This window comes from Streptomyces sp. NPDC041940, from assembly GCF_055589465.1.
This window is the reverse complement of record NZ_JBVJBP010000028.1, coordinates 42,278-63,955: the sequence shown is the minus strand read 5'-3', so window position 1 is coordinate 63,955 and position 21,678 is coordinate 42,278. Positions and strand designations below refer to the sequence as shown.

Sequence of the window (21,678 nt, the reverse complement as noted above, 5' to 3'; positions counted from 1 at the left end):
GCGTGGGACGTGGGCCGGTGGAGGCGTAGGTCGGTAGGGCGTGGGCCGGTGGCGCGTGGGGCGTGGGCCGGTGGAGGCGTGGGTCGGTGGGGCGTGGGCCGGTGGCGCGTGGGACGTGGGCCGGTGGAGGCGTGGGTCGGTGGGGCGTGGGACGTGGGCCGGTGGAGGCGTAGGTCGGTGGGCCGGTGGCGCGTGGGACGTGGGCCGGTGGAGGCGTGGGTCGGTGGGGCGTGGGCGAAGTCGTGCGGCGGACGGGGGCGTCCGGGCGTACGGTCGAAGGCATGCGCATTGTCATCGCTGGTGGTCATGGTCAGATCGCGTTGCGGCTGGAGCGGTTGCTCGCCGCGCGCGGGGACGAGGTCGCGGGGATCATCCGCAAGGCCGAACAGTCCGACGATCTGCGGGAGGCCGGTGCCGAACCGGTCGTGCTCGACCTGGAGTCGGCGTCCGTGGACGAGGTCGCGGACCGGCTGCGGGGTGCCGACGCGGCGGTCTTCGCGGCCGGCGCGGGTCCGGGCAGCGGGACGGCCCGCAAGGACACGGTGGACAAGGCCGCGGCGGTCCTCTTCGCGGACGCGGCGGTGAAGGCGGGCGTACGGCGTCTCGTGGTCGTGTCGTCCATGGGTGCCGACCCGCGGCACGAGGGTGACGAGATCTTCGATGTGTATCTGCGCGCCAAGGGCGAGGCGGACGCGTACGTGCGTGGCCTGAAGGCCCTGGACTGGACGATCCTGCGGCCGGGTCAGCTCACCGACGACGCCGGCACCGGTCTCGTCCGACTGGAGGCGCGTACGGGCCGCGGGCCGATTCCGCGTGACGACGTGGCCGCCGTACTGGCGGAGTTGGTGGACACCGCCGCGACGGCCGGGCTCACCCTGGAGCTGATCAGCGGACCGGCGCCGGTGTCCGTTGCGGTGAAGTCGGTGGCCGGGAACTGACGGCTACGGGGGCGGAGTTTCCCTAGAACAGGGGCAGTTGGCCCGGGAAGTCCGGCACCGCGTAGCCGTCCAGGGACGGCTGCTCCACGCCGGGCCGGGCCTGCCGTCGGGAGCCCGGGCACGAGGTGAGTTCGCCGTGTTCCCGGGCGCCCGGCGGATCGTGGCGCGCGTACCGCCCCGCGACGACGGCGATCTCGCGGCGGCACTCGGGGCAGATTCTGCGGCGGGAGGACATGGGGCCAGTGTGCCGCGTGTGCGGCGTGAGTATGCCTGTCCTCTGTGCCGTGCCTGCTTCCTTCGTTCACGCGTCACGTCCCGCAGCCGTCGGCCGAGGAGTTTGTGGCCCTCGCCGAAGTCATGACGGAAGGCGATCGCGGTGATCTTCTCGATTAGGTAACTGTCCAGCAGTCCCGCAGGTGCCAACCGAGCCGTTAGGGATGGCTGCAGCCGTTGTCGAACTCGAAGGCCCTGAGCGCATCGCAGAGATCGTGGGGCGCATCGAGAGCGCTGCACACAGCGCGCACGTCCGCGCTCTCTGGGTCGAGGCTCGGGCCGCTTCGGTGAACGCAGTGCATGCATTCACCGAAGCGGCCCGTGCCCACCTCAACGACGGTAGGACACCAGGACGACACTGCCCCCCGGAGCTCGCGGAGCGACAGTTCACACAGCAACCGTTTCGCTCGCGCCGAACTCGCACGCACTACATCGGGAGCAGGGAGCCGCTGCCCATACGCCAGGTTTCGCCACCCCCACGCGCCCGCCACCTGCGGATTTTTCTTCGCCACCCGAAACGCCACCCCACCGCAACCTCTCGCTTCGCCACCCAAAATGGGGCATATTGTTTTTGGGCAACGCCAACATGCTTGAGCAATACCACTGACGTGCGGTTACCTCATCTAGTGATGCCGAGCCGCACGGTCGCTTCGGCACCGCAGTCTCCCCGCGCATGCAGAAGGCCTGACTTCGGGGTGCCTCCCAAAGCCAGGCCAGTGCACGGGGCAGGGTGTGCCCGGCCGAGTACTCAGCGGTCGGGCACTCTCACCCTGACCAACCGTCCGGCTCACCCTTGGCGTCTCACAAGAATTGTTCGACGCATCCCGCGATGGCAGTGACCGCCATGAGGAACAGGGCCACTAAGTGCACCCAGTCAGAACGCCGCTGTTTTCTACGGCGCCCTCTCCGCCTCGTCGATCGCTCCATGTCGTCCGATCTCCTATCCCTCGAGCTTCCCAACCACGTTGGGACCTACCGCCTACCGGCAGGCGTTCAAGGAGGGACATCACCGGACCTATGGCAACTTACCGGCGCGCCATGGCTCCGCACGACCAAACGCCACTGTTCGCCAGGGCTCGCCACTCCTCGCTCCGGGCAACGCCAGGTTCCGCCAGATGCAACGTCGGGCTGTAGGCCAGCCTTCGTCAACGGTCGGAGGACAGCGGACTGTTGGACGGGGCAATGCCGCCTCGCTGTCGCGTTGGCAGACGAATGGCAGAGAGATTTGAACCCTCGTTGGAGCGCCCCAGGTCACCACTGACAGAAGGCCACCGTGGCGTCATCCCCCGACTTGTAGCGTGACCACCGCCGCCCACTTGAAGACTTCGGCCCAGTCAGCCATGCGGTACTCGGTCACGAGACGTGAGACGCCGTCCGTCATGACGGTGCTGCCTCAGGAGTGGTGGCAGCCACCCCATACCCCTCCGGCCTGTTCCGCACCTCTCGCTGAGCATGGACGTGTGCGTCTCGTGACCGGCGAGAGCGCGCGAACTCCCGGATCACGAGGCCCTGCGGGAGTGGAACGAGCCGGAGTGATCACGCTCACCCTCGGGGGGGCACCTGGGGGGACACGCACTGATCAACGGTGGGACACGGGCGGTACGAGGTGAGACACGTCCACGCCCCGTCCACTGCGAATCGAACGAGGTTGGGCAACAAGAAACCCCCTCTGACCAGGTAAGTAACCTGATCAGAGGGGGTTTCCCTCAGCGTGGCGGCGCCAGGATTCGAACCTGGGAAGGCTGAGCCGGCAGATTTACAGTCTGCTCCCTTTGGCCGCTCGGGCACACCGCCGGGGTTTGCTGCCCGTCGAGCCGCCTTTTGGCGGCGCTCCGTGGCAACGACGTAAACAATACCTGATGTGGAGGGGTGCTTCGCCACCCGATTGATCGGCGCCCGGAGGGCGGGGGGTGGCTAGGCTTGTCCGGATGCGGCCCGGGACCTGAACGGGACCGGCGGCCGCCCACGTACGCCGGTACGCACGATATGCACCCCGATACAAGGAGCCACAGGACATGGCCGACTCCAGTTTCGACATCGTCTCGAAGGTCGAGCGGCAGGAGGTCGACAACGCACTCAACCAGGCCGCCAAGGAGATCTCGCAGCGCTACGACTTCAAGGGCGTGGGCGCCTCGATCTCGTGGTCCGGTGAGCAGATCCTCATGGAGGCGAACTCCGAGGACCGGGTGAAGGCGATCCTCGACGTCTTCCAGTCCAAGCTGATCAAGCGTGGCATCTCGCTGAAGGCTCTGGACGCGGGCGAGCCCCAGCTCTCCGGCAAGGAGTACAAGATCTTCGCCTCGATCAAGGAGGGCATCTCCCAGGACAACGCGAAGAAGGTGGCGAAGGCCATCCGCGACGAGGGCCCGAAGGGCGTGAAGGCGCAGGTGCAGGGCGAGGAGCTGCGGGTCAGTTCCAAGAGCCGTGACGATCTGCAGGCCGTCATCGCCCTGCTGAAGGACAAGGACTACGACTTCGCCCTGCAGTTCGTGAACTACCGGTAGGTCCGGTCGGGTCCTCGGGGCTCACGGTCTGCACAGATACGAGGAAGGGTGGGCACCTGCCGGTGTCCACCCTTCTCGCCTGGCGGCCTCGGTCGGTGAGCGCGTTCAGCTGCGCGAGTTGCCGAACAGGAGGCGGTAGGCGACCAGGAGGACGAGCGATCCGCCGATCGCCGCGGCCCAGGTCGTGCCGTCGTAGAAGTCCTTGGTGACCGGGTGGTCCATCCAGCGGGCCGATATCCAGCCGCCGATGAACGCGCCCGCGATACCGATCAGGGTCGTGCCGATGAGGCCGCCCGGGTCGCGCCCCGGCAGCAGGAACTTCGCGATGGCTCCGGCCAACAGTCCCAGGATGATCCAGCTGATAATGGTCATGCCGTGAACCTGCCCTTTCACGCTGTGCCCGCACTGTTTCGGCCATGTGATCTTGCTCCCGGCAGGCCGAACTCGTGCGTCGTACGTCGGGCGCACGGCGCGCGTCGCCTTTGCCGCGCGCTGTCACGCCGTCTTGGTCAGGAGGACGTCCTGGCGGCGACCGCCGGTTGCACTGATCAGTAGGGTGCGACGCATGAACGCCTCCGGTTCCGGACTGCGCCGTACCCTCGGCGTGGGGGACGCCGTCGTCATCGGACTCGGCTCGATGATCGGAGCCGGGATCTTCGCCGCCCTCGCGCCGGCGGCGCACGCGGCCGGGTCCGGGCTGCTCCTCGGGCTCGCCGTCGCCGCCGTGGTCGCCTACTGCAACGCCACGTCGTCGGCTCGCCTCGCCGCCCTGTATCCCGCCTCGGGCGGCACGTACGTCTACGGGCGTGAGCGGCTCGGGGAGTTCTGGGGGTATCTCGCGGGCTGGTCGTTCCTGGTCGGGAAGACGGCCTCCTGTGCGGCGATGGCACTCACCGTGGGCATGTACGTCTGGCCGGGGCAGGCGCACGCGGTGGCGGTCGCGGCCGTGGTGGCGCTGACCGCGGTGAACTACGGCGGGATCCAGAAGTCCGCGTGGCTGACGCGGATGATCGTGGCGGTGGTCCTGGCTGTCCTCGCTTCCGTGGTGGTCGGGTGTCTGGTGTCCGGTGCGGCGGACGCCGGGCGGCTGGACGTCGGGGCCTCGGGCGGTGCGGGCGGAGTGCTTCAGGCGTCCGGCCTGCTGTTCTTCGCGTTCGCCGGGTACGCCCGTATCGCGACCCTCGGTGAGGAGGTACGCGACCCGGCGCGCACCATTCCGCGGGCGATTCCGCTGGCGTTGGGCATCACGCTGGTGGTGTACGCGTGTGTGGCGGTGGCGGTCCTTTCGGTGCTCGGGGCGGACGGTCTCGTGAACGCGGCGGCGCCACTGGCCGACGCGGTGCGGGCGGCCGGGATGCCCTGGCTCGTGCCGGTGGTGCGGGTCGGTGCGGCCGTGGCCGCGCTGGGCTCACTGCTGGCTCTGATCCTCGGCGTCTCGCGGACGACGCTGGCGATGGCCCGGGACGGGCATCTGCCGGGGGTGCTGGCGGCCGTGCATCCGCGGTTCCAGGTGCCGCACCGGGCCGAGCTGGCGGTGGGTGCGGTGGTCGCGGTCCTGGCCGCCACGGTGGACGTCCGAGGCGCGATCGGGTTCTCCTCCTTCGGTGTGCTGGCGTACTACGCCGTGGCCAACGCGTCGGCTTGGACGCTGGATTCGGCATCGGCATCGGCGGTGCCGGCGGCTCGGGTGGTCGCGGGAGTCGGGCTGGCCGGATGCGCGGTGCTGGCGTTCTCGCTGCCGGCGGTTTCGGTGGTCGCGGGCGCGACTGTGCTGGTAGTGGGGGTGGTTGTGTACGGAGTGCGGCGGTGGCCGCGGTCTAGGGCAGGGAAGCCGTAGAGCTGCTCTGCCCGGCAACTGCTCGATCGCGGTCATGGGTTCATCATGCAGGCCGCCGCTGACAGCCGGGCGGGCCTGTGGATAACCCCTGGCCTGTGGAAATCGGGCTGCCTTGCCCCGCCGTCAGCGTGCCGTGAAGGGCTCGTCCGTCCGGACGATGTCGCGGCCGAGCGGGAGCAGCGAGACCGGGATGAGCTTGAAGTTGGCGATGCCGAGCGGGATGCCGATGATCGTGACGCACAGGGCGATGCCGGTGGCGATGTGGCCGAGGGTCAGCCACCAGCCCGCGAGCACCAGCCACAGCACGTTGCCCACGCAGGACGGCGCGCCCGCGTCACGGCGCTCGACCGTCGTGTACCCGAAGGGCCACAGGGCGTAGACGCCGATACGGAAGGCCGCGATGCCGAACGGGATCCCGATGATGGTGATGCAGAGGAGCAGGCCCGCGAGCATGTAGGCGAGGAAAAGCCAGAAGCCGCTCAGGACGAGCCATATGACGTTGAGAATGGTCCTCATTGGTTCCCACCTGCCATCTTCTCTAGCCGGGCGATGCGTTCCGCCATCGGCGGGTGCGTGGAGAACATCTTCGAGAGGCCCTGGCCGGGGCGAAACGGGTTCGCGATCATCATGTGACTGGCGGTCTCGATACGCGGCTCGGGGGGCAGCGGGAGCTGCTTCGTGCCGAGTTCGAGCTTGCGCAAGGCGCTGGCCAGGGAGAGTGGGTCGCCGGTGAGCTGGGCACCGGAGGCGTCCGCCTGGTACTCCCGGGAGCGGCTGATGGCCAGTTGGATGAGCGACGCGGCGAGCGGGCCCAGGATCATGATCAGCAGCATCCCGAGCAGGCCGGGGCCGTCATCGTCGTCCGAGCGCCCGATCGGGATCAGCCAGGCGAAGTTGACCAGGAACATGATCACGGAGGCGAGGGCGCCGGCGACCGACGAGATGAGGATGTCGCGGTTGTAGACGTGGCTGAGCTCGTGGCCGATGACGCCGCGCAGCTCGCGCTCGTCCAGGAGGCGCAGGATTCCTTCGGTGCAGCACACGGCGGCGTTGCGCGGGTTGCGGCCTGTGGCGAAGGCGTTGGGCGCCTCCGTCGGGGAGATGTACAGACGCGGCATGGGCTGGCGGGCCTGGGTGGAGAGCTCGCGGACCATGCGGTAGAGCCCTGGGGCCTCGAACTCGCTGACCGGACGGGCGCGCATCGCGCGCAGTGCCAGCTTGTCGCTGTTCCAGTAGGCGTACGCGTTGGTGGCCAGCGCTACCAGGACGGCGATGACGAGCCCCATGCGGCCGAAAAAGCTGCCGATGACGATGATGAGGGCGGACAGTCCCCCGAGGAGGACTGCGGTCCTGAGCCCGTTGTGCCGGCGGTGCACGGTACGCCCTCCAAGTGGTGCGGCAGGGGGACCCTTGCTCGGTGATCTGCGGTGCCACTGGTGCCGTGACGTCACGTCCAGTGGACCCTCCCGTACTGGTCAACGCCAGGCGGGGGGCACTAGTTCCCTTGTGCGTGCGGCGGCGGGTATGGGCCATCCGGGTGAACGGCGCCGGGAAGCGGCACGCGCGCGTGGGGAGGCGGGTGCCCCACGCGCGCGTGGCGAAAGCGGCTGTCGTTCAGAAGAGGGCGGTGTCGGTGAAGCGCAGGACGAGCTGAGGTGCCCCGGACAGGGCGATGCCGAGGACGCCGGTCAGGGCGATCGCGGCGGTGAGAGGGGCGGGGACGCGGTGCTTCTCGGGCTCGCCCTCGGGGGCACGGAAGAGCAGGGTCGTCCACTGGAGGTAGTAGAACAGCGCGATGACGACGTTGACGGCCATGATCACGGCCAGCCAGCCGAGGCCCGCGTCGACGGCCGCCGCGAAGACGGTGACCTTGGCGAAGAGGCCGATGATGCCCGGGGGCAGTCCGGCGAGGCAGAGCAGGAAGAACGCCAGGAGCAGCGCGGACAAGGGGTTCGACGCGTACAGGCCTCGGTAGTCGGCGACGCGGTTGAGGGACTTCGTACGGCCGACGAGCGCGGCCACGGCGAAGGCGCCGAGGTTCACGGCGCCGTACATCAGGGCGTAGGCGACGGTGGAGCCGACCGACTTCTCGGCGTCCCCGGAGTACGCGGCGGCGGCGATCGGTACGAGCAGGTAGCCGGCCTGGCCGACGGACGACCAGGCGAGCAGGCGGACCGCGCTGTACGCGCGCGTGGCCTGCTGGCGCAGGGCTCCGACGTTGCCCACGGTCATGGTGAGCGCGGCCAGGACCGCCAGGGCCGGGCCCCAGAGGTCGGCGTACGACGGGAGGGCCACGACCGTGACGAGGATCAGGCCGCTGAAGCCGACCGCCTTGCCGATGACCGACAGGTAGGCGGCGATGGGCAGGGGCGCTCCCACGTAGGTGTCGGGCACCCAGAAGTGGAAGGGCACGGCGGCCGTCTTGAAGGCGAAGCCGACGAGGGTGAGGACGACGCCGGTCTGGGCGAGTGTGTGGAGCTGTCCGTCGACGTCCTGGATGCGGTCGGCGACCTGGGTGAGGTAGAGGGTGCCCGTGGAGGCGTACACGAAGCTGATGCCCATGAGGCTGACCGCGGTCGCGGTGACCGAGGACAGGAAGAACTTCAGGGCCGCCTCGGAGGACTTCCGGTCGCCGTACTTCAGGCCGACCAGCGCGAAGGCGGGCAGGGAGGCGACCTCCAGGGCGACGATCAGGGTCGCGAGGTCCCGGGAGGCGGGCAGGAGGGCGGCGCCGGCCGCGGAGGACAGCAGCAGGAACCAGTACTCCCCTTCGGGGAGCTCTTTGCGGCCGTCTTTCAGAGCGGTGACCGACAGAAGGGCGGTGAGGAGGGCCCCGCCGAGGACCAGGAACTGGATGACCAGGGTGAAGCGGTCGGCCGTGTAGCTGCAGGCGGCGGCGTCGCCGGTCAGGCAGAAGGTGCTGCGGTCGCCCTCCAGGAGGGGCAGCAGCATCAGTGTGGCGGCGGCCAGGCCCGCCACCGATGTCCAGCCGAGCAGCGTCTTCCGGTGCTCGGCGACGAACAGGTCGGCGACCAGGACGACGAGTCCGACGACCGCCGCGATGGTGGGCGGCGCGATCGCGAGCCAGTCGACGGACTGGACCAGCGACGCGGCCAGGGGCTGGGCCGGGGAGCTCATCGGTTTCCTCCTGCGAGGAGCTGCTGGACGGCCGGGTCGCTCAGGCCCAGGAGGGCCCTGGGCCACAGGCCCGCGACGACGGTGAGGGCGACGAGCGGAGTCCAGGCCGCGAACTCGTACGAGCGCACGTCGGTCAGTTTCGGGGCGTCCTGGGGAAGGGCGCCCATGCAGACGCGGCGGACCACGATCAGCAGATACGCGGCCGTCAGCAGGGTGCCGAACGCGGCGATCGCCATGAAGGTGAGGAAGGCCGGTCGGCTGAGGCCCGCGGCGGGCTGGAACGCGCCGAACAGTGCCAGCATCTCGCCCCAGAAGCCGGCCAGGCCCGGCAGGCCGAGCGAGGCGACCGCGGCGAAGGCGAGCAGGCCGCCGAGGCGTGGGGCCTTGCCGTAGAGCGCGGCTCCGGTCTCCTCGGCAAGAGTGTCGAGGTCGGTGGTGCCGGTGCGGTCCTTCAGCGCGCCGACCAGGAAGAAGAGCAGGCCGGTGATGAGGCCGTGGGCGATGTTGGCGAAGAGGGCGCCGTTCACGCCGGTCGGGGTCATGGTGGCGATGCCGAGCAGGACGAAGCCCATGTGACCGACGGACGAGTAGGCGATGAGGCGCTTGAGGTCGCCCTTCGCGCCCTGCTTGGCGAGGGCCAGGCAGGCCAGGGATCCGTAGATGATGCCGACGACGGCGAGCGCCGCGAGGTAGGGCGCGAAGGTGCGGAAGCCGTCGGGCGCGATGGGCAGCAGGATCCGGACGAATCCGTACGTACCCATCTTCAGCAGGACACCGGCCAGCAGGACCGAGCCGACGGTCGGCGCGGCGGTGTGGGCGTCGGGCAGCCAGCTGTGCAGCGGCCACATCGGCGTCTTGACCGCGAGCCCGATCCCGATCGACAAAACGGCGATGACCTGCACGGATGTGCTCAGCGACCGGCCGTTGTCAGTGGCGAGTGCCATCATGTCGAACGTGCCCGCCTTGAGCCCGATCAGGAGCAGGCCGAGCAGCATGACCACGGAGCCGAGCAGCGTGTAGAGGATGAACCGCCAGGCGGCTTGGCTCCGGCCCTCACCGCCCCAGCGGGCGATGAGGAAGTACATCGGGATGAGGACCATCTCGAAGGCGAGGAAGAACAGCAGCAGGTCGAGGACGGCGAAGGTCGCGAGAGTGCCGGACTCGAGGACGAGCAGCAGGGCGACGAAGGCCTTCGGGGTCGGGCCTTCGGGCATCTTGAAATAGGAGTAGAGCGCGCAGAGGAAGGTCAGCAGCGCGGTCAGGACCAGAAGGGGGAGGGAGATGCCGTCGATGCCGAGGTGGATGCGTACGTCGAGTGCGGGGATCCAGCTGATGTCCGTGCTGGCCTGCATCTTCGACGGCTGGTCGTGGTCGAAGCCGAGCGCGAGGACGATCGCCGCGATGAGGACCGCGCCGGTGACGGTGACGCCGTGCCGGAGCACCGCCTGCTCGGGTGACTTCCCCTTCAGCCCGGGCGGAGCCGGCAGGAGAGCGGCGGCGGCGCCGAGGAGCGGGCCGACGACGATGAACGCCAGAAGGACCTGCATCACGGACTCGTTGATATCGATCACGCCTGCTCACGCTCCCGTGGCGACGAGGACGGCGGCGACCGCGAGGACGACGGTGCCGGCGAGCAGCGCGCTCACATAGGTCTGGACGTTGCCGGTCTGGGCGCGTCGCACGGCGGCGCCGAGCCAGCGGGGCAAGGCACCCGCACCGCGTACATAGGTCTCGACGACCTCGCGGTCGAGGAACCGGACGAGGCTCGCTCCGGCCTGGACCGGGCGGACGAAGAGTGCCGTGTACACGGCGTCCAGGTGGAAGCCGACGGCCGCGTGCCGGTGCAGGGGGCCGAGCAGGAGCCGTCCCGGGTCGGCGGGGTCGGGCGCGTAGGCGATGTCCCCGTAGGCCGGTTCGTGGGTGGCGATGGCTTCCGCCTCGACCTGGGCGGCGTCGCCCTCGGGGTGGGCGGCGACCGCGCCGAGCGGGACGCGGGCCGCGAGCGCGGTGGTGTGCCGCCAGGCGCCGTAGGTGACGATGCCGCCGACCAGGGCCACGCCGGTGCCGAGCACGGAGGTGGTGAGCGTCGGGCCGAGGTCACGGCCGTCGAACCAGTCGGGCAGCACGCGGAACGCGAATCCGCCGAGGGCCAGGGACGGGACGGCCAGCACCCACAGCACGACGGTCATCGTCAGCGGCTCCTTGCCGTGGTCGGGGGCTTCGGTGCCCCGGCCCCGGAAGGCGAGCAGCCACAGGCGCATCGCGTAGGCGGCGGTGAGCACGGCCGTGAGCAGGCCGGCGACGAGGACGATCCAGCCCGCGGCGGCAGGGGCGTGCTCGGTGTGTCCGGTGACGACGTGCTCGGCGACGCCGAGGACGGCTTCCTTGGAGAAGAAGCCGCTGAAGGGCGGGATCGCGGCGAGTGCGAGCAGCGCCACGGTCATCGTCCAGTAGGCGTCGGGGACGCGGTCGCGGAGGTTCCGCATGCGGGACATGGCGGCGAGCGAGTTGGTGCCGGCGGCGTGGATGATCACGCCGGCCGCGAGGAACAGCAGCGCTTTGAAGGCGCCGTGGGACAGGAGGTGGAAGACGGCGGCTCCGCGGTCGCCGACGGCGAGGGCGCCGGTCATGTAGCCGAGCTGGCCGATCGTCGAGTAGGCGAGGACGCGCTTGATGTCGTCCTGGGCGAGCGCGGCGAGCCCCGAGCCGGCCATCGTGACGGCGGCCATGACGGCCAAGACGACCATCGCGGCCTGGGAAGCCTCGAAGACCGGGAGGAGACGGGCGATGAAGTAGACACCGGCGGCGACCATCGTCGCGGCGTGGATCAGCGCGGAGACGGGGGTCGGGCCCGCCATCGCGTCGGGGAGCCAGGTGTGCAGCGGGAACTGCGCCGACTTGCCCGCCACGCCCGCGAGGAGCAGCAGGGCGATCAGCGTCGGGTGGTCGAGCGAGCCGCTCGCGACGGCCCCGAGGACCTTCGTGATGCGGAAGGAGCCGGCGTCGGTGGCGAGGGCGAACAGACCGATGAGGAAGGGAACGTCGCCGAGCTTGGTGACCAGGAAGGCCTTGAGGGAGGCGGCGCGGGCCTCCGGGGTCTCCCAGTAGTGGCCGACCAGGAAGTAGGAGCAGATGCCCATGACTTCCCAGCCGACCAGCAGCACGATCAGGTCGCCGGAGTAGACGACCAGGAACATCGCGGAGGTGAACAGGGAGACGAGGGCGGCGTACGAGGGATAGCGCGGGTCGTCGCGCAGATAGCCCGTCGAGTAGATCTGCACACAGGAGGCGACGAGGCCGACCACGAGGGCGACTAGGGCGGCGAAGCCGTCGATGTGCAGGGCGAGTTCGATCGGGACCGAGCCGGTCGGGGTGAGTTCCGTGGCCGCGTTGAGGGCCGTGTCACCGCCCTGGCGTGCGGCGACCAGCGCGGCGAGCACCAGGGAGGCGAGGGTCGGCAGGACGGCGAGCGGGCGGACGAAGCCGGGTGCCGTGCGGCCCAGGAGCAGGCCGGCGGCGGCGCCGAGGAAGGGAAGGAGGGGGACGAGGACGGCGAGGGTGGTCGTGGTCACGCGGTGGCCTCAGCCTTCTGGGCCTCGCCGGGCTGCTCGGCCGTGCGGGCGTCGCTGTCGTGGCCGTCGGGGTCGTGGTCGTCCGGGTCGTGCCGTTCGGCGGTGTCGCGGAGCTTGTCGATGTCCGCGGTGCCGCGGTTGCGGTGGACGGCTAGGACGATCGCCAGGCCGATGCCGATCTCGGCGGCGGCGATGGCGATGGTGAACAGGGTCAGGGCCTGGCCGGAGTGCAGGGTCTCCTCGGCGGTCTTGCTGAGCCAGACGTCGAAGGCGACCAGGTTGAGGTTGACGGCGTTGAGCATCAGCTCGACCGACATCAGGACCAGGATCGCGTTGCGGCGGGCGAGGACGCCGTACAGGCCCGTGCAGAAGAGGAGGGCGGAGAGGACGGCGGGATAGGCGAGGTGCATCAGCGCGTGCCTTCCTTCTGGCTCCGGTCCGTCTCGTTCGGGTCCTTCTCGCTGCGGTCCTTCTCGCTGCGGTCCTCTTCGCTGCGGTCCTTTTCGCTGCGGGCGGCTGGGGTGCGATCGGCTGGGGCGGTCCCGGGCGCCGCGTCGGCCTTCGCCTTGCGGGACAGGACGATCGCGCCGACCAGGGCGGCGAGGAGGAGGACGGAGAGGGCCTCGAAGGGGAGGACCCAGTTCTGGAAGAGGCTCGCGCCGGTGGCCTCGGTGGAGCCGGCGGCGGGGCCGTTGAGGTCGATCCAGGTCGTGCGGAAGGCGTCGACGACGACCCAGACCAGGGCGGCGGCCGCGGCGAGGGCCACGGTGAGGGCGGCCCAGCGGTTGCCGGAGTCGGCGTCCGGGGAGCGGCCGATCGGGGCCCTGGTGAGCATCAGTCCGAACAGGAGGAGGACGACGACGGAACCGACGTAGATGAGGACCTGCACCCAGGCGATGAACTCGGCGGTGAGCAGGAGGTACTCGACGGCCAGGCCGCCGAGGGTCACCACCAGCCACAGGGCGGCGTGCACCAGCTGCCGCGTGGTGACGGTGACGATCGCGGCGCCGAAGGTGACCAGGCCGACGAGGAGGAAGGCGATCTCGACGCCGGTCGGGGAGAGGAAGCCGTGGCTTTCGGCGGCCGTGGTGGTGGCGTGTGCTGCGGTGGTGGTGGCGTGTGCCGCTGTTGTGGCTGCTGCTGCGGCCAGGGTCATTCCTGTCCCTCCTGCCCGTCCGCGGGGCGCTGCCTCGGCTGGTCGGTCTGCTGCCGGGAGTCGCCTGCCGGGCGGGTGGGGGCTTCCGCCGCGCGGGCCTGCTCGTCGGCGGCGGACTCGGTGGGCGCGGGCTGCTGCTGGGCCGCGAGTTTCTCGGCGGTCTTGCGGGCGGTGGCGACTTCCTTCGGCTCCTCCGCGGCGGGGTCGAGGGCCGGCGGGGCCGGGACGGTCCACATCCACTCGCGGAGTTTGTCGCGCTCGTGGGTGAGTTCGTGGATGTCGGTCTCGGCGTACTCGAACTCCGGGGACCAGAACAGGGCGTCGAAAGGACAGACCTCGATGCAGATACCGCAGTACATGCAGAGGGCGAAGTCGATGGCGAAGCGGTCGAGGACGTTGCGGCTGCGTTCGCGGCCGCCGGGGGTCGCCGCCGGGACCGTCTCCTTGTGGGAGTCGATGTAGATGCACCAGTCCGGGCACTCGCGGGCGCAGAGCATGCAGACCGTGCAGTTCTCCTCGAACAGGCCGATCACACCGCGGGTGCGGGGCGGGAGGTCGGGCTGGGCGTCCGGGTACTGCGCGGTGACGGACTTCTTCGTCATCGTGCGGAGGGTGACGGCCAGGCCCTTGGCGAGGCCACTGCCTGGGATGCGGGGCCGGGAGGGCGGGAGGGACGCAGCCATGGTTACTGGATCACCACCTTGACGACGCCGGTGAGGGCGATCTGGGCGAGGGAGAGGGGGACGAGGAGGGTCCAGGCGAGCTTCTGGAGCTGGTCCTCGCGCAGGCGCGGGTAGGTGACGCGCAGCCAGATCACGAGGAAGGCGAGGACGGCGGTCTTCAGCAGGGTCCAGACCCAGCCGAGGCCGTCGGCGCCCCAGGGGCCGTGCCAGCCGCCCAGGAAGAGGACGGTGGTCAGACCGCACAGGACGACGATTCCGGCGTACTCGGCGAGGAGGAAGAGGGCGAAGCGGAGGCCGGTGTACTCGGTGTAGGCGCCGAAGATGATCTCCGAGTCGGCGACGGGCATGTCGAAGGGAGGGCGCTGGAGTTCGGCGAGGCCGGCCACGAAGAAGACGATCGCGCCGACGATCTGCCAGGGCAGCCACCACCACTCGAAGGCGTCGAGGATGCCGGGGAGGGAGACCGTGCCGGCGGCCATCGCTACCGAGGCGGCGGTCAGGAGCATCGGCAGTTCGTAGGCGAGGAGCTGGGCGGCGGTGCGGAGGCCGCCGAGGAGGGAGAACTTGTTCGCCGACGCCCAGCCGGCCATGAGCGATCCGAGGACGCCGACGCCCATGACGGCCAGGACGAAGAAGACGCCCGCGTCGATGACCTGGCCGACGGCTCCCTCGCCCGGCCCGATGGGGATGGCGAGCAGGACGAGGAGGTACGGCAGCAGGGCTACGGCGGGGGCCAGTTGGAAGATACGGCGGTCCGCGCCCGCGGGGACGATGTCCTCCTTCTGCGCGAACTTCACGCCGTCGGCGACCAGTTGGGCCCAGCCGTGGAAGCCGCCGGCGTACATGGGGCCCAGGCGGCCCTGCATGTGGGCCATGACCTTGTGTTCGGTCTGGCCGATGATCAGGGGGAAGGTGAGGAAGACGACGAAGACGATCAGGAGTCGCAGGGTGACGTCGAGCGCGTCGTTCACCGCGGGCCTCCTGCGGGGTCTTGGTCTTCGGGGTTGTCCTTGGGCTCTGTGGGCTCGGGGGGCTCCGAGTCACCCGAGGGCTCGGGGGTGGGCGACTGTGCGGGCTCGGGCGACGGTTCGGGTTCGGGTTCCGCTTCGTCGAAGGCCGGGCGGGCGTGGTGCCAGGGGGCGTCCGAGCTGCGCGGAGTGCGGGAAGACCTGCCCGGCCCCCGGCTGTCGCTCGGGTCGGACGCGGCGCGTTGGCTCGAGCTGCCCTCCGACGCGCTGCGCGCGCGGCGCGGTCCGGCCGACGGGGCCGGAGGTGCGGCCTCGGCGGCGGGAGGCTCCGGTTGCCCGGTGGCCGGCGTCTCGGTGCCGGGCGCCGCTGCTTCGGAACCGGGCGGCGGCGGTTCGGACCCGGTCGCCGGGGACTCAGAGCCGGGCTCCGGGGCCCCAGGGCCGGTCGCCGGGGATTCCGATCCGCCGGGCGTCTGGCTCACCGAGCCGTCCGCGGCGGTACGGGTGCGGCGAGGGGCGGCGGGGGGCGAGGGGGGCGTGTTCCCGGGCGTGGTCGTGCTCGCCGAACCCTCGCGCGGAGCAGCCGGGGCCTGAGCGTCCGGGTCACCAGCAGCGACCTGGCTCGCCGAACCCTCCGCCGCCGTACGCGCACGGCGCGGAGCAGCCGGGCCCGGGGCTTCCGGAGTACCAGCATCGGCCTGGCTGGCCGAACCGTCCGCCGACGTACGGTTGCGGCGCGGTCCGGTCGGAGCTGAAGCAGGCGACTCCCCCGCCGAGGACTGACTTGCCGAACCCTCCGCCGCCGTGCGCGCACGGCGCGGGACAGCCGAGGCCGGAGCCTCCGGAGTACCAGCGGCCGCCTGGCTCGCCGAGCCCTCCGCCGCCGTGCGCGCACGGCGAGGGGCAGTCGGGGCCGAGGCTTCCGGGGCACCGGCACCGGCCTGGCTCGCCGAGCCCTCCCCCGCCGTACGTGCCCGTCGTGCAGGGCGATCACCTGCGGCGCGGGGCGTCGCGCCCCGGGCAGGGCGGGACGGGGCCGGGGGGAGTTGGCCCTTGAGGGGGCCCCATTCGTTGGGGTCGGGGACGCCGGGTGGGAGCATCTGGCGGCGTTTGGGGCCGCCGTGTTCGGACTCGCCGGGTTCCTTCGCGCCGGGCCAGGCCTTGACGACGCGGGCGGCCAGGACGAAGTCCTTGCGCAGGGGGTGGCCCTCGAAGCTGTCGGGCAGGAGCAGGTGGTCGAGTGCCGGGTGGCCTTCGAAGGCGATGCCGAACATCTCGTGCGTCTCGCGTTCGTGCCAGGCGGCGCCCGCGTAGACACCGACCGCCGAGGGCAGGGCGGGGGACTCGTGCGGGACGGTCGTACGGACGAGGAGGCGTCGTAGGGGGGAGAGAGCCGCCACGTGCGCCGTGACGCGGAAGCCCGTGCCCGGTTCGTCGACCGCGCTCAGCCAGTCGAAGTAGGTGCAGCCGAGCCGGTCGCGGGCGGTCTCCAGGGCGGAGATCCAGGTCGCCGGGGGGACGTCGACCGTCAGGACCTCGTACGACTCCTCGGCCGTGGCGTCCGGGCCGAAGAGTTCCTCGGTGGCGGCGGGCAGCCAGCCGGCTGCGGTCATCGTCCCTCCCCGGAGGTATCGGACGGCGGTCGCACCAAGCCGCTCTGCAGCGCCGCCGCGGAGGGGCGTTCCGTGCCGTACCGCTCCCCCAGCGACTCGCGGGCGATCTTCTCCTGGAGCTTGAGGATGCCCTGGAGCAGCGCTTCCGGGCGGGGCGGGCAGCCGGGGACGTAGACGTCGACGGGGATGATCTGGTCGACGCCCTTGGTGACGGAGTACGAGTCCCAGTACGGGCCGCCGCAGTTGCTGCACGCGCCGAAGGAGATGACGTACTTGGGCTCCGGCATCTGCTCGTAGAGGCGCTTCACGGCCGGGGCCATCTTGTCCGTGACCGTGCCGGAGACCACCATCAGGTCGGCCTGGCGGGGGCCCGGTGCGAACGGGATGACGCCGAGCCGGATGAAGTCGTGGCGGGCCATCGACGCGGCGATGAACTCGATCGCGCAGCAGGCCAGGCCGAAGTTGAAGACCCAGAGCGAGTAGCGGCGGCCCCAGTTGAGGATCACCTTCATCGGCTCGGGCGCGAGGCGCGCGAGGGCGCCGAGCCGCTTCGGCTCGGGCAACAGAACGGGTTCGGGGGTCACGTCCATGCCAGGACGCCCTTCTTGTATGCGTAGAGCAGGCCCACGGCCAGGAAGCCGAGGAAGATGAACATCTCCACCAGGGTCGCCGCGCCGTAGCCGGGGGCGGCGAAGACGGTCGCCCAGGGGAAAAGGAAGATCGAGTCGACGGCGAAGATCACGTAGAGGAAGGCGTAGACGTAGTAGCGGACCTGGGTGTGGGCCCAGCCCTCGCCGACGGGGTCGACACCGCACTCGTAGGTCAGGAGCTTCTCCGGCGTGGGGACCACGGGCCGCAGCAGGCGGCCGGCCCCGAAGGCGACGGCGACGAACAGCACGCCGACGACGGCGAGCAGTCCGACGACCGAATAGGACTGGAAGTAGTCCGCCGCGACGACGGTCGTGGTGACGACGGTCGGTTCCGGCACGTCCGTCCCTCGCTCCCTTGAAACTCGGACCTGGCGCGACGATCCCCCGGCTCACCCGGACGCCGCTGTTCGACGATCTGTACGCACGGGAGTCTAGGCCCTGATAAAGGCAGGGTAAGCAGCCCGTCACGCCCTGGCATGCGGGGGTGGGGTTTTCCCCAGTGGATCCTGGCGGGCCACCTCATGGCGCGGCTGCCCGCGGCCGGGCACGCTAACGCGTATGACCGAACGCTTCCCGTCCACCGGCTCGAAGGCGGCCGCGACGACGGCCGGGCAGGACGACCGCCCGCCACCGCCCCGGTTCGCCTACGACCGGCACACGTGGAAGGAGATCGCGCACCTCCTGGCGAACCTTCCTGCCTCCCTGCTCGGATTCACCTATGTCATGACGGTGCTGTTCACCAGCTTCTGGCTGACCGTCACGGTGATCGGGTTCCCGCTGCTCGCGGCCGGGCTCATGGGCGCGCGGCAGCTGGGCAAGCTGGAGCGGGCGCGGGCCAGGGCGCTGCTCGGGGTGCGGGTGGACGAGCCGAGCCGGCTGCCGCTGCGCGGCTCGGGCGGCTTCCTCGCCCAGGTGTGGATGTCGCTGAAGGACCCGGTGGGCTGGCGTGCGGTGCTGTACGAGTTCATACGGCTGCCGTGGGGCGTCCTCACCTTCACCATCACGCTGGCCTCGCTGTTCGTGCTGTGGCCGGTGCTGCCGTATGTCGCGCGGGGGCTGGCCAACGCCGACCGGGCCATGGTGCGCGGACTGCTGTCGCCCTCGGACGAGCTGGAGCGGCGGATCGCCGAGCTGGAGTCGGACCGGGGGGTCGTGGTCGACACGGCCGCTGCCGACCTGCGGCGCATCGAGCGGGACCTGCACGACGGGGCGCAGGCCCGGCTGGTGGCCCTGGCCATGGGTCTCGGCCTGGCCAAGGAGAAGGTGCTGGAGGACCCCGACGCGGCGGCGGCGATGGTCGAGGAGGCGCACGGCGAGGTGAAGCTGGCGCTCCAGGAGCTGCGGGATCTGGCCCGCGGGATCCATCCGGCGGTGCTGACCGACCGCGGCCTGGACGCGGCCCTGTCCTCGGTCGCCTCGCGCTGCACGGTCCCGGTGAAGGTGACGGTCGACCTGCCCGCGCGGCCGGTCGCGGCCATCGAGGGCATCGCCTACTTCACGGTCTCGGAGCTGCTGCAGAACGTCAGCAAGCACAGCCGGGCGAGGTCGGCGTCGGTGGATGTGTGGTGCACGGCCGACCGGCTGCTCATCCAGGTGTGGGACGACGGGCGCGGGGGCGCGAGTCTCGACGGCGGTACGGGGATGAAGGGCCTGGCCGACCGGCTGGGCGCTGTGGACGGCCTGTTCGTCCTGGAGTCGCCCGAGGGCGGCCCGACGACGATCACGGCGGAACTGCCGTGGCGCGACCGCCGGGACGCCTCCGCCGCGGGCACCGGCAGCCGCTGAGCCGCACCGGGAAGCCGCTGGGCGGGAGGTGGGGAAAACCCCCCGTCCAAGACGCCGACGGACTCCATGGTCCGCCGACCTGCGGCGGAGCAGGGTGGAGGTATCGAGAGCACAGCCGCAGGACGAGGAGAAGGACGACGCCGATGGCCACGGAGTACGGGCAGGGATACGGGTTCGACGGCGGTCCCGGGTTCCACGGGAGCACCGAACGACGGCGGCACCGGCTGCCCGTCGCGCTGCGGGCGCCGGTCGAGGGCCGCACGTGGCGGGAACTCGGCTACGTGCTGCTCAGCCTGCCGATCAGCATCACGCTGTTCGTCTACGCGGTGACGATGGTGTCGCTGGGGGCGGGGCTGCTGGTGACGTTCCTCGGCGTGCCGGTGCTGGCGGCGGCGCTCGCCGGGTGCCGTGGCTTCGGGGCGGTGGAGCGGCTGCGGGCGCGGGCGCTGCTGGACCTGGAGGTGGCCGGGCCCGAGCCGCTGCGGATGAGGAAGCCGGGCGCCATGGCGTGGATGGGGGCCGTCCTCAAGAGCGGCGCCTCGTGGCGGGCCCTGCTGTACGCGCTGCTGCAGCTGCCCTGGGCGGTGTTCTCGTTCGCCGTCGCCGTGAACGTGTGGGTGCTGGGCTGGGGGCTGTTGACGTATCCGCTGTGGTTCTGGGTGTTTCCGATGTACGCCGGCCAGGACGGGATCCAGCTGTACGGCGACGAGACGCACCAGGTCTTCCTCGACAACCCCTTCGAGATCACGATGACCGCGCTGGTGGGGGTGCTGGTCACGATCGCCGTGCCGTGGATCCTGCGGGCGCTGACGATGGTGGACCGGCTGCTGGTGCACGGGCTGCTCGGGCCGTCGCGGCTGGCCTCGCGGGTGGTGGAGCTGGAGTCGGACCGGGGGGTCGTGGTCGACACGGCCGCGGCCGACCTGCGGCGCATCGAGCGGGATCTGCACGACGGGGCGCAGGCCCGGCTGGTGGCCCTGGCCATGGATCTGGGGCTGGCGAAGGAGAAGCTCCAGGAGGATCCGGAGGCGGCCGCGCGGATGGTGGACGAGGCGCACGGTGAGGTGAAGACGGCGCTGCAGGAGCTGCGGGACCTGGCCCGGGGGATCCATCCCGCGGTGCTGACGGACCGGGGTCTTGACGCGGCGCTGTCGGCGGTGGCCTCGCGGTGCACGGTGCCGGTTCAGGTCGAGGTCGATCTGCGGGAGCGGCCGGCGCCGGCGATCGAGGGGATCGCGTACTTCACCGTCTCGGAGCTGCTGCAGAACGTCAGCAAGCACGCGCGGGCGACCTGGGCGGGTGTGGAGGTGTGGCGTACGGAGAACCGGCTGATGCTCCAGGTCGTGGACAACGGCGCGGGCGGGGCCGACGTGTCCCAGGGCTCCGGCCTGGCGGGGCTGGCGGAGCGGCTCGACGCGGTGGACGGGATCCTGGTGGTGGACTCGCCGGCGGGCGGGCCGACCCGGGTGACGGCGGAGTTGCCGTGGCGGGGCGCGTACGTGCGGTGACCTCCGGTCGGGGCGGCGGGTGAGGGTACGTTCCGTCTCCGGCTCGCCAGGGGGCTCCGCCCCCTGGACCCCCGGCCTATGGCCACCCGCCACCCGCCACCCGAATCAGTCGGACAGGAAGTGAGCCCTCCTCACCGATTCGGTCGGACAAGAAGCCGGTCCTACCCCCCATCCACCCCCCGATCCTGAAATGCTGGACCCGTCGCACGGGTGGGCGCGCAGCCGTTGTGGGCTGCGGACGGGCGGCAGCGGGCTGTGGGGGGCCGGAACATCGTGGAGGACAGGGTGCGGGTGGTCATCGCCGAGGATTCAGTGCTGCTCAGGGAGGGCCTGACCCGGTTGCTGACCGACCGCGGGCACGAGGTCGTCGCCGGGGTGGGTGACGGCGAGGCGCTGATCAAGACCATCACCGAGCTGGACGCGCAGGGCGAGCTGCCGGATGTCGTGGTGGCCGATGTGCGGATGCCGCCGACGCACACCGACGAGGGGGTGCGGGCGGCGGTGCAGTTGCGCAAGGCGCACCCGGGGCTCGGTGTGCTGGTGCTGTCGCAGTACGTGGAGGAGCGCTACGCCACGGAGCTGCTGGCGGGGTCCAGCCGGGGCGTCGGCTATCTGCTGAAGGACCGGGTGGCCGAGGTCCGTGAGTTCGTGGACGCGGTGGTGCGGGTCGCCGACGGCGGTACGGCCCTCGACCCGGAGGTGGTCGCGCAGCTGCTGGGCCGCAGCCGCAAGCAGGACGTGCTCGCGGGGCTCACGCCGCGGGAGCGGGAGGTGCTGGGGCTGATGGCCGAGGGGCGGACGAACTCGGCGGTCGCCCGGCAGCTGGTGGTCAGCGACGGCGCGGTCGAGAAGCACGTCAGCAACATCTTCCTGAAGCTGGGGCTGTCGCAGAGCACCGGGGACCACCGCAGGGTCCTGGCCGTGCTGACGTACCTCAATTCCTGACATGGGCGGCACGGGTGCGTGATCACCCCAAAGTCGCGTCCAAGATGCGAATGACACAAAGAAGGCGACCCTTACGGTCGTAGGGTTGATCCTGGGAGGCCTGCGGGA

20 protein-coding genes and 1 tRNA gene are annotated in these 21,678 nt (G+C 70.9%); 6 read left to right on the top strand and 15 right to left on the bottom strand.

The genetic code is table 11. The features are described from left to right. Window positions 1–281 precede the first annotated feature (281 nt). Window positions 282–938, top strand: coding sequence for an NAD(P)H-binding protein (locus tag ACZ6I3_RS34750; RefSeq protein WP_469420156.1), 657 nt, complete (start codon window positions 282–284; stop codon window positions 936–938). Window positions 939–960: 22 nt separating this feature from the next. Here ACZ6I3_RS34750 and ACZ6I3_RS34745 read toward each other — a convergent pair whose 3' ends face one another. Continuing rightward, window positions 961–1,173 (bottom strand): hypothetical protein, encoded by a 213-nt coding sequence (locus tag ACZ6I3_RS34745; protein ID WP_261680563.1) that lies wholly within the window; start codon window positions 1,171–1,173, stop codon window positions 961–963. Window positions 1,174–2,923: 1,750 nt separating this feature from the next. Beyond that, a tRNA-Tyr gene (locus tag ACZ6I3_RS34740) sits at window positions 2,924–3,005 on the bottom strand. 221 nt (window positions 3,006–3,226) lie between these two features. On the opposite strand from ACZ6I3_RS34740, the gene ACZ6I3_RS34735 reads away from it, so the two are divergent. Beyond that, window positions 3,227–3,715: a YajQ family cyclic di-GMP-binding protein gene (locus tag ACZ6I3_RS34735; protein WP_382489292.1), complete on the top strand. Its 489-nt coding sequence runs from the start codon at window positions 3,227–3,229 to the stop codon at window positions 3,713–3,715. 105 nt (window positions 3,716–3,820) lie between these two features. Here ACZ6I3_RS34735 and ACZ6I3_RS34730 read toward each other — a convergent pair whose 3' ends face one another. After that, the gene (locus ACZ6I3_RS34730; RefSeq protein ID WP_469420154.1) at window positions 3,821–4,087 is read right to left on the bottom strand and encodes a GlsB/YeaQ/YmgE family stress response membrane protein; all 267 of its coding nucleotides are present in this window, start codon (window positions 4,085–4,087) and stop codon (window positions 3,821–3,823) included. 193 nt (window positions 4,088–4,280) lie between these two features. On the opposite strand from ACZ6I3_RS34730, the gene ACZ6I3_RS34725 reads away from it, so the two are divergent. Further along, entirely contained in the window at window positions 4,281–5,552 is a 1,272-nt protein-coding gene (locus ACZ6I3_RS34725; protein ID WP_469420153.1) for an APC family permease, read from the top strand. A 123-nt stretch (window positions 5,553–5,675) separates the two neighbouring features. Here the strand turns inward: ACZ6I3_RS34725 and ACZ6I3_RS34720 are convergent, their stop codons facing one another. The 12 genes from ACZ6I3_RS34720 to ACZ6I3_RS34665 form a co-directional block, all read right to left on the bottom strand. Beyond that, window positions 5,676–6,068 carry a YccF domain-containing protein gene (locus ACZ6I3_RS34720; RefSeq protein WP_189728669.1) on the bottom strand — a complete coding sequence of 131 codons (393 nt, stop codon included), beginning with the start codon at window positions 6,066–6,068 and terminating at the stop codon, window positions 5,676–5,678. Continuing rightward, the gene (gene htpX / locus ACZ6I3_RS34715) at window positions 6,065–6,928 is read right to left on the bottom strand and encodes a zinc metalloprotease HtpX (protein ID WP_469420152.1); all 864 of its coding nucleotides are present in this window, start codon (window positions 6,926–6,928) and stop codon (window positions 6,065–6,067) included. Before htpX ends, ACZ6I3_RS34720 begins: the two co-directional genes overlap by 4 nt. Before the next feature lie 238 nt (window positions 6,929–7,166). Continuing rightward, a complete protein-coding gene (locus tag ACZ6I3_RS34710; RefSeq protein ID WP_469420150.1) occupies window positions 7,167–8,690 on the bottom strand; it encodes an NADH-quinone oxidoreductase subunit N in 1,524 nt (507 codons plus the stop codon). After that, window positions 8,687–10,261, bottom strand: a complete 1,575-nt coding sequence (locus ACZ6I3_RS34705; protein ID WP_469420149.1) for a complex I subunit 4 family protein — start codon at window positions 10,259–10,261, stop codon at window positions 8,687–8,689. Before ACZ6I3_RS34705 ends, ACZ6I3_RS34710 begins: the two co-directional genes overlap by 4 nt. A gap of 6 nt (window positions 10,262–10,267) precedes the next feature. Further along, a complete protein-coding gene (locus ACZ6I3_RS34700) occupies window positions 10,268–12,262 on the bottom strand; it encodes an NADH-quinone oxidoreductase subunit 5 family protein (RefSeq protein WP_469420147.1) in 1,995 nt (664 codons plus the stop codon). Next, complete coding sequence (gene nuoK / locus ACZ6I3_RS34695) at window positions 12,259–12,672, bottom strand: NADH-quinone oxidoreductase subunit NuoK (RefSeq protein ID WP_469420145.1); 414 nt, start codon at window positions 12,670–12,672, stop codon at window positions 12,259–12,261. Before nuoK ends, ACZ6I3_RS34700 begins: the two co-directional genes overlap by 4 nt. Further along, a complete protein-coding gene (locus tag ACZ6I3_RS34690) occupies window positions 12,672–13,418 on the bottom strand; it encodes an NADH-quinone oxidoreductase subunit J family protein (RefSeq protein WP_469420143.1) in 747 nt (248 codons plus the stop codon). The genes nuoK and ACZ6I3_RS34690 overlap by 1 nt, the downstream gene beginning before the upstream one ends. Beyond that, on the bottom strand, window positions 13,415–14,101 hold the full coding sequence (locus tag ACZ6I3_RS34685; RefSeq protein ID WP_469420142.1) for a NuoI/complex I 23 kDa subunit family protein: 687 nt from the start codon (window positions 14,099–14,101) through the stop codon (window positions 13,415–13,417). The genes ACZ6I3_RS34690 and ACZ6I3_RS34685 overlap by 4 nt, the downstream gene beginning before the upstream one ends. 2 nt (window positions 14,102–14,103) lie before the next feature. Then, window positions 14,104–15,072, bottom strand: a complete 969-nt coding sequence (locus ACZ6I3_RS34680; protein WP_399018713.1) for a complex I subunit 1/NuoH family protein — start codon at window positions 15,070–15,072, stop codon at window positions 14,104–14,106. Further along, window positions 15,069–16,682, bottom strand: a complete 1,614-nt coding sequence (locus ACZ6I3_RS34675) for an NADH-quinone oxidoreductase subunit C (protein WP_469420140.1) — start codon at window positions 16,680–16,682, stop codon at window positions 15,069–15,071. Before ACZ6I3_RS34675 ends, ACZ6I3_RS34680 begins: the two co-directional genes overlap by 4 nt. Further along, window positions 16,679–17,272: an NADH-quinone oxidoreductase subunit B gene (locus tag ACZ6I3_RS34670; RefSeq protein WP_469420138.1), complete on the bottom strand. Its 594-nt coding sequence runs from the start codon at window positions 17,270–17,272 to the stop codon at window positions 16,679–16,681. The genes ACZ6I3_RS34675 and ACZ6I3_RS34670 overlap by 4 nt, the downstream gene beginning before the upstream one ends. Further along, window positions 17,263–17,670 (bottom strand): NADH-quinone oxidoreductase subunit A, encoded by a 408-nt coding sequence (locus tag ACZ6I3_RS34665; RefSeq protein WP_030234112.1) that lies wholly within the window; start codon window positions 17,668–17,670, stop codon window positions 17,263–17,265. The genes ACZ6I3_RS34670 and ACZ6I3_RS34665 overlap by 10 nt, the downstream gene beginning before the upstream one ends. 220 nt (window positions 17,671–17,890) lie before the next feature. On the opposite strand from ACZ6I3_RS34665, the gene ACZ6I3_RS34660 reads away from it, so the two are divergent. The 3 genes from ACZ6I3_RS34660 to ACZ6I3_RS34650 all read left to right on the top strand — a co-directional run bounded on the left by ACZ6I3_RS34660 (window position 17,891) and on the right by ACZ6I3_RS34650 (window position 21,570). Next, window positions 17,891–19,117: a sensor histidine kinase gene (locus tag ACZ6I3_RS34660; RefSeq protein ID WP_469420136.1), complete on the top strand. Its 1,227-nt coding sequence runs from the start codon at window positions 17,891–17,893 to the stop codon at window positions 19,115–19,117. Between the two features lie 143 nt (window positions 19,118–19,260). Beyond that, window positions 19,261–20,625: a sensor histidine kinase gene (locus ACZ6I3_RS34655; RefSeq protein WP_469420134.1), complete on the top strand. Its 1,365-nt coding sequence runs from the start codon at window positions 19,261–19,263 to the stop codon at window positions 20,623–20,625. A 285-nt stretch (window positions 20,626–20,910) separates the two neighbouring features. Further along, window positions 20,911–21,570 carry a response regulator gene (locus ACZ6I3_RS34650; protein ID WP_469420216.1) on the top strand — a complete coding sequence of 220 codons (660 nt, stop codon included), beginning with the start codon at window positions 20,911–20,913 and terminating at the stop codon, window positions 21,568–21,570. Window positions 21,571–21,678: the final 108 nt, after the last annotated feature.